This is a genomic window from Candidatus Vampirococcus lugosii (assembly GCF_018420025.1).
Taxonomy (GTDB): Bacteria; Patescibacteriota; Gracilibacteria; order Absconditabacterales; family Absconditicoccaceae; genus Vampirococcus; species Vampirococcus lugosii.
In genome coordinates, this window is the sequence record NZ_JAEDAM010000102.1 from 38,672 (window position 1) to 45,051 (window position 6,380).

At 20.2% G+C, this 6,380-nt stretch carries 5 protein-coding genes; all 5 read right to left on the bottom strand.

The features are described 5' to 3' along the window. Window positions 1–87 precede the first annotated feature (87 nt). Complete coding sequence (locus VAMP_RS05705) at window positions 88–690, bottom strand: hypothetical protein (protein WP_213349980.1); 603 nt, start codon at window positions 688–690, stop codon at window positions 88–90. A 24-nt stretch (window positions 691–714) separates the two neighbouring features. Beyond that, window positions 715–1,722: a DNA polymerase III subunit delta gene (gene holA, locus VAMP_RS05710; protein WP_213349981.1), complete on the bottom strand. Its 1,008-nt coding sequence runs from the start codon at window positions 1,720–1,722 to the stop codon at window positions 715–717. A 116-nt stretch (window positions 1,723–1,838) separates the two neighbouring features. Beyond that, window positions 1,839–2,813, bottom strand: a complete 975-nt coding sequence (locus VAMP_RS05715; RefSeq protein ID WP_213349982.1) for a hypothetical protein — start codon at window positions 2,811–2,813, stop codon at window positions 1,839–1,841. Window positions 2,814–2,897: 84 nt separating this feature from the next. Further along, window positions 2,898–4,214 (bottom strand): O-antigen ligase family protein, encoded by a 1,317-nt coding sequence (locus VAMP_RS05720; protein WP_213349983.1) that lies wholly within the window; start codon window positions 4,212–4,214, stop codon window positions 2,898–2,900. Between the two features lie 81 nt (window positions 4,215–4,295). After that, window positions 4,296–6,167, bottom strand: coding sequence for a threonine--tRNA ligase (gene thrS / locus VAMP_RS07245; protein ID WP_213349984.1), 1,872 nt, complete (start codon window positions 6,165–6,167; stop codon window positions 4,296–4,298). Between the last annotated feature and the right edge of the window lie 213 nt (window positions 6,168–6,380).

Below are 6,380 nucleotides of genomic sequence, written 5' to 3' on the forward strand. Positions count from 1 at the left end.
TAAATACTATTTTTCAATAAAAAATGTTTTTAAAATAAATACAATTAAATTACTAAAAAAATAACACAATTTTATTATATCAAAAAATTATATTATTTTTCATAAAATATTAATAGCCAAAGGAATTCTAATAATTATATTATAATATATTTTATCTCTATCTTCAGTTATTTCTTTATTATCTTTAATTTCTTTATTATCTTTAATTTCTTTATTATCTTTAATTTTTTCTTCACAATTTAATGTTTCATCCAACCATTTATAATCTATTGATGGACAAATTCAAAAATCTTCTTTTTTAGATTTTTCCCAATTCATCGGTAGTTTTTCACATTTATCAATATTTTCAACAAAAGCACATTTTTGATCAACATAATTTACAACAAGATCTTCACAATCACCACGCGATCCAGAATTTCAAAGAGTACAACAAAAAGGATTTTTTGTAGATTTACAAACTGATTTTTTATCAATTTCTTTATATCAATTAGGACATTGAAAATCTTCAATCATTTTCCAATTTTCTGGAAGCTCACAAGATGAACATTCATCTCACATAAAAAATCTTGAACATTCTTTTGTATTTTCATTTATTCAATAATTAGGCATTGCCATTGATGCAAAAACAGATGAAGACATTAATACAAAAAAATATATTGAGAATATAATTGATATTATTTTTAGTTCCATAATTTTAAATTATTTATTAAAAAATTAATATTTATCAGGTATATAACTTATTATTTTTTTAAGTTCTATATAAAATGATTCTACAGGTATTAATCAAGATTTAATTGAAAAATCAAGATTTATAAGTTGTTCAAAAGTTTTATGTATATATTTTTTCCTATTTACAATTTTTGGCAATACAGAAATATTTTTTGATACAACAAAAGGTGCTAATCATAATTTGGATGCAATAGATTTTGAATCTTTATCTCACAAAATATATAAATCCAACATTTGAATTATATTTCTAAATCACCAATAGACCATTCATAATACTTGAAGATAATGTAAACCTTGATTTTTTAACTCATCCAACAAAATATATGTTTTCTTTTTATTAAAAAAGACATTATCCAAAACTTCAAAAGCATTAGTTTCATAATTTGAAAAAACAACTAAATCAATTATATTTTTATCCAATCTTAATTTATTAGTTTTACAATAAGAATTTAATTTATCAGCATCCAATTTTAAAGAATACAAATCACTTCCAACTTTATTTATAAAATAATCTATCAAATTAATATTAGGATTTAAATCCTGTAAAAAACTTTTTACATTTTTTTTAATATCAGTAAGACTTAATTTTTTAAATTCTTCAATCTCTACAATATCTTTGGATGATTTCAAAAATTTATAAAATTTAGTTCTTTTATCTACTTTGTAAGATACAAATATTATTACATTTTCAGAAGAAATATTTTTTAAATTCTTGGAAAAATATTTTTCTATTTCTTCTATAATTTCAGATTTTATAAAATTTCATGAATAAGAATCTTTTGGAAATCAATTTAATATAATTAATTTTTTTTCGTCAAAAAGATTTCAAGAAGAAATAATATTTCTTATCAGTCAAGAATCGGCATTTTCACTATTAAACACATAAACACTGTTTTGTCAATACTTTTCCTTAAATATTTTTTTTCGTCTATCTAATTTCTCATCCAATAAAAATTTCCCCTCTCATGTAAAAAGTAATATATTTTTTTTCACAACATAAAATTAAATAATATAAATTATATAATATATAAATAAATATCTCAAAAAATCAATTCCAAAACATAATAAATTAAGTTAATATATAATATAGACTAACATTTTTTACAAGACTAAATTGAATTTAAATAAGTTACAATATCTATTTCATCATATTTAAATTTATATCAAAAAGTTTCCAAATCATCTCAATAATTATATGCTAATATATATCATCATATTTTTTTATTATAAATATCATTAAAAATATCAATAAATTTTTGAGATTGATTTAATTTTGAAAGAATTATATTAGAATTATTGTAACATCATTGTTCTTTAATTCGTTTAATTAATGTTTTTACATAAAATTCTAAACTATAATCAATTATTTTTTGACTATAAAAAGTTTGTTCAATATTTTTATCAAAACAGCTATAATAACAATTTATAGCTCATTGATCCTTAAAAATATTTTTTAATAAATCATATCATAAAGATATACTTGAAATATCACTTATTATTCCTCAAGTAATATTTAAAATTTTGAAATTATTTTCCATAATATATAACAAAGAGAAATTATATTTTGATAATTTTTTATACATATGATTTATAGTACAAAAACTTGATGGATATATTTTAATATTTTTATTTTCCAAAATTTTGTTCCCACAAAGAAATTTGAAATGATTTGTCGATTCCAAATTCAAATAAATTAAAATAATTTTAAAACTTATACTTCATTCATTTCAAATCAAATATTTACTATATTCTCAATTTATATATATATCATAAATATGATAAAACAAGAATATTCAATTTTTATCAATATTAATATCAGTTTCAATTTCATTAATTTTTGATTTTAATATTTTTTTAATATGTTTTATTGTAATACGACTTGTAAAATTTTCATTTATAAGATAAGAGAAGTAATTAAATCTATTTTCATCCAACAAAAAAACATTTAATTCTTTATTATCTCCAAAATCATTTTTAACTATAAATTCATCAAAATTATTATTAATAATTTTTTTATTACAAACTTTTTTGTTTCTAAAATTTATTTGTAATATAGAATTTAATCTATCTTGATATATTTTCATTTTTTAAATTATTTTTTATTAACAAATAAATTTAATTAAATAAGTAAAAAATTTATAATTAATACTCCCCTATTTTATAAAAAATTATATATTTTTATATCTATGTAAATAAATTGCAATAGCAAATAAAAACATAAAAGGATAAATTATCATTCTATCTACAAAACTATGTAATACCATTCATTGAATACTTAATCAGATCAATCATATACTAAAAGCCAAAACATACAATATATATTTATTATTTTTTTCTTTTTTATTTGATTTAAATAAATAATACAATCAATAAAATACAAAAAATAAATATATTCAAAACCACATCAAAAATCATATAGAACCAAACTCTATTGCTATTTGCAAAAATTGATTTTCTGGATTAAATTCAATTCCTCATTCCCAAAAAGAAGCTGGTCAAACATATCAAGCTCATTTACCAATAATCGGAGCAGAGATAAACATATCTATTCATTTTATTACTTCATTTATATGTCAAGTATTACTTCGTTGCCTTCAAATAATATGATCATAAGCAAAATAAATAAAGATAGAAAAAATAAATAAAATAGGAAATAGAATATATTTCATAAAATATTTCATATTTTTTCTATAATCAATAATAGTCAAGATTAATATTTCAAAAACAAAAGCTCACCATGCAGCTCTACTAAAAGTAGTTAAAATATTAAATCAATATACAATCCACCAAAACCAAGTTTTCTTAATAGCTTTTTTTCTCAAATATAACATATAAAATAGTGGAAAAAAAGCTATTAAGAAAAATCAATAATTAATAGGTCTTTCAAATAGAAATTGATTACGAACTATTCATTGATTAAGTTGTGTATAATAAGCGGCAGGTGGTGCAGATCATACTTCTCATTCAAATATATTTTTGTTATATCATGCAAATTTAAGGAAACCAGGTTTCAAAAAAATAATAATATACCAAAGTACTCCAAACAATATAATTCGTTTAATTATTATTCAATAATATTTCAATAAATAATCTGATGGTTTAATAAAATATGATACTCTATAAATAGTAAAAAATATTAAATAAGCCAAAAAATCATATCTAAAAGCCATAATATATTCACTCAAACTATTATCAATAAAAAAAGTATTGACAACAAAAGTAAATATTACCAATATAGCAAATAACATTTCCAAAATAAATATAGTTTTATCTTTCCACCAAAACTTAATTTCTTTATTTTTGAAAATCAAATAAAATAAATACAAAAAAAATCATATTATTAAAATTTCTTTCCAAAGCCATATAATATTTATTTCCAAATTCCAAAAAAAAGTAATATATGTATGCAAAAAAAAATGAATAACTAATCAAATTAATAAGAATTTAGCCCAAAAATTAAAATTAAATAACTTTAAGTTTATCATTTTTTATTTATAAATTTATATTAAATATAATATTTAAATAATACTAAAAACATAAATTAATTTTAATATTTAAACAAAAAATTAATTAAGTTCATCAAATTTTTTAATTAAATCAGAAATATTAATTTCATATTGTTGTTTATTATAAACATCTCTTAAATTTATAGTATTATTTTGTATTTCTTTCTCTCACACTATCAATAAAAAAGGTATTTTTTGTATTTCTCAATTTCTTATTTTTTTTGCAAAACTATCATCATCCAAATTAATTTTACTTCTAAATCAATATTTTATCAATTCATTATTTATTTTATTACAATAATCTATAAATTTATCTGATACAGGAATTATTTTAATTTGTTCTGGAGCTAACCAAAAAGGGAAAGCTCAAGCAAAATGTTCTATCAATATAACAAGAAGTCTTTCATAAGATCATAAAATAGCTCTATGAATCATTACAGGTGCTTTTTCACTTGCATCTTTATCAACATATTTTAAATTAAATTTTTTCGGTGTTGCAAAATCTAATTGTACAGTAGGTATTTGAATTTCTCTACCAAGAGAATCTTTGAACATAAAATCTAATTTTGGTCCATAAACTGCTGCTTCTCATTCACACTTAATTGCTCATAAATTCATTTCTTCTGCTATTTCTCATAACATTTTTTCACATATCTGTCGATCCTCTTCTTCTCAAATATATTTATCTAAATTTTCCATATCTCTAACGGACAAACTTACCCAATGATTTCATCGCAATCCAAGATCTACAAAAAAATCTTTAATAATATTTACCATAGCCATTACTTCTTGTTTTACTTGATCTACAGTACAAAAAACATGTCAATCTTCTACTGTAATAGCAACTACACGAGACAATCAAGAAATTTCTCAAGGTTGTTCTGCTCTATACTGTTTATTACTTTCCATATATCTAATAGGTAAATCTTTGTATGATCTTTTTTTACTAGCATATATTTGTGTTTGATGTGGACATTGTACAGGTTTTAGTGCATATTCTTGTTTTCTTTGAGATTTCACAGAAAAAAGTTCTTCAGGATATTTATCTGCATGCCCAGAAATTTTAAATAAATCAATTTTTGCCAAATGAGGAGTTATTACTTTTTCAAAACCATATTTACTACAAATATTTTCCACTTTTTCTTGTAATAAATTTATTATTTTAGTTCATCTAGGAGTAAACATAGGTAAACCAGGTCATACTAAATCTGAAAAACAGAATAAATCAAGTTTCTTACCAAGCACTCTATGATCTCTTTTTTTCGCTTCTTCCAAAAAATTTAAATATTCTTTTAATTTTTCTTTATCTTCAAATGCATATCAATAAACTCTTGTCATCATGAAATTTTTTTCATCTCATTTCCAATATGCACCAGCAATTTTTGAAATTTTGAAAGATTTAGAATCCAAATCTTGAGTATTATTTATATGTGGTCATTCACACATATCTATGAAAGATATAAATTTATCTTTTCAAATATATCAATTTGTTTGAAAAAAATCATTTACAGCTTCATAATATTTAATATAATTTTCATTTGTTCATTTTAATAAAGATTCTTTTGCTTTCATAGGTATCAAATTCAAAAAATATGTAATATTATTTATTCATTCTTTTTCAAAATCTTCAATAAGTTCGTTTTTTAATTCTTGTCATAAAAAAATATTTATTTCTTTTGCTTTCTGTAAATCAGTAGATATACAATAAAAGTCTTGTTTCTGTTTAATTATTTGTTCCATATTTTTATTTATTGATTTCAAATTTTCTTCTTGAATTTTTATTTGTGGATCTTTAATTAAAAAATCATAATAAAATCAATTTTTAATTTCAGGTCATACTCATAATTTAATATCAGTTCCAAACTCTCTTTGAACTGCTTGAGCTAATATGTGCGACAAACTATGTCTAGCTTTTTTCAAAAAATCACTCATTTAAATAATTTCAATTTAATTAATAAAATATTATATTTATATATATACATATTATAATTATTTTCAAGTTAAAAATTATTAATCTTCTGCACTTTATACACTGTTGGTCTACTTATATTATATTTATTTGCCAAACTCGCAACAGACCATTGATCACAAATAAAAATTTTATCTATTATATCTTTTTGTGTAAATAACACTATTCTATATTAC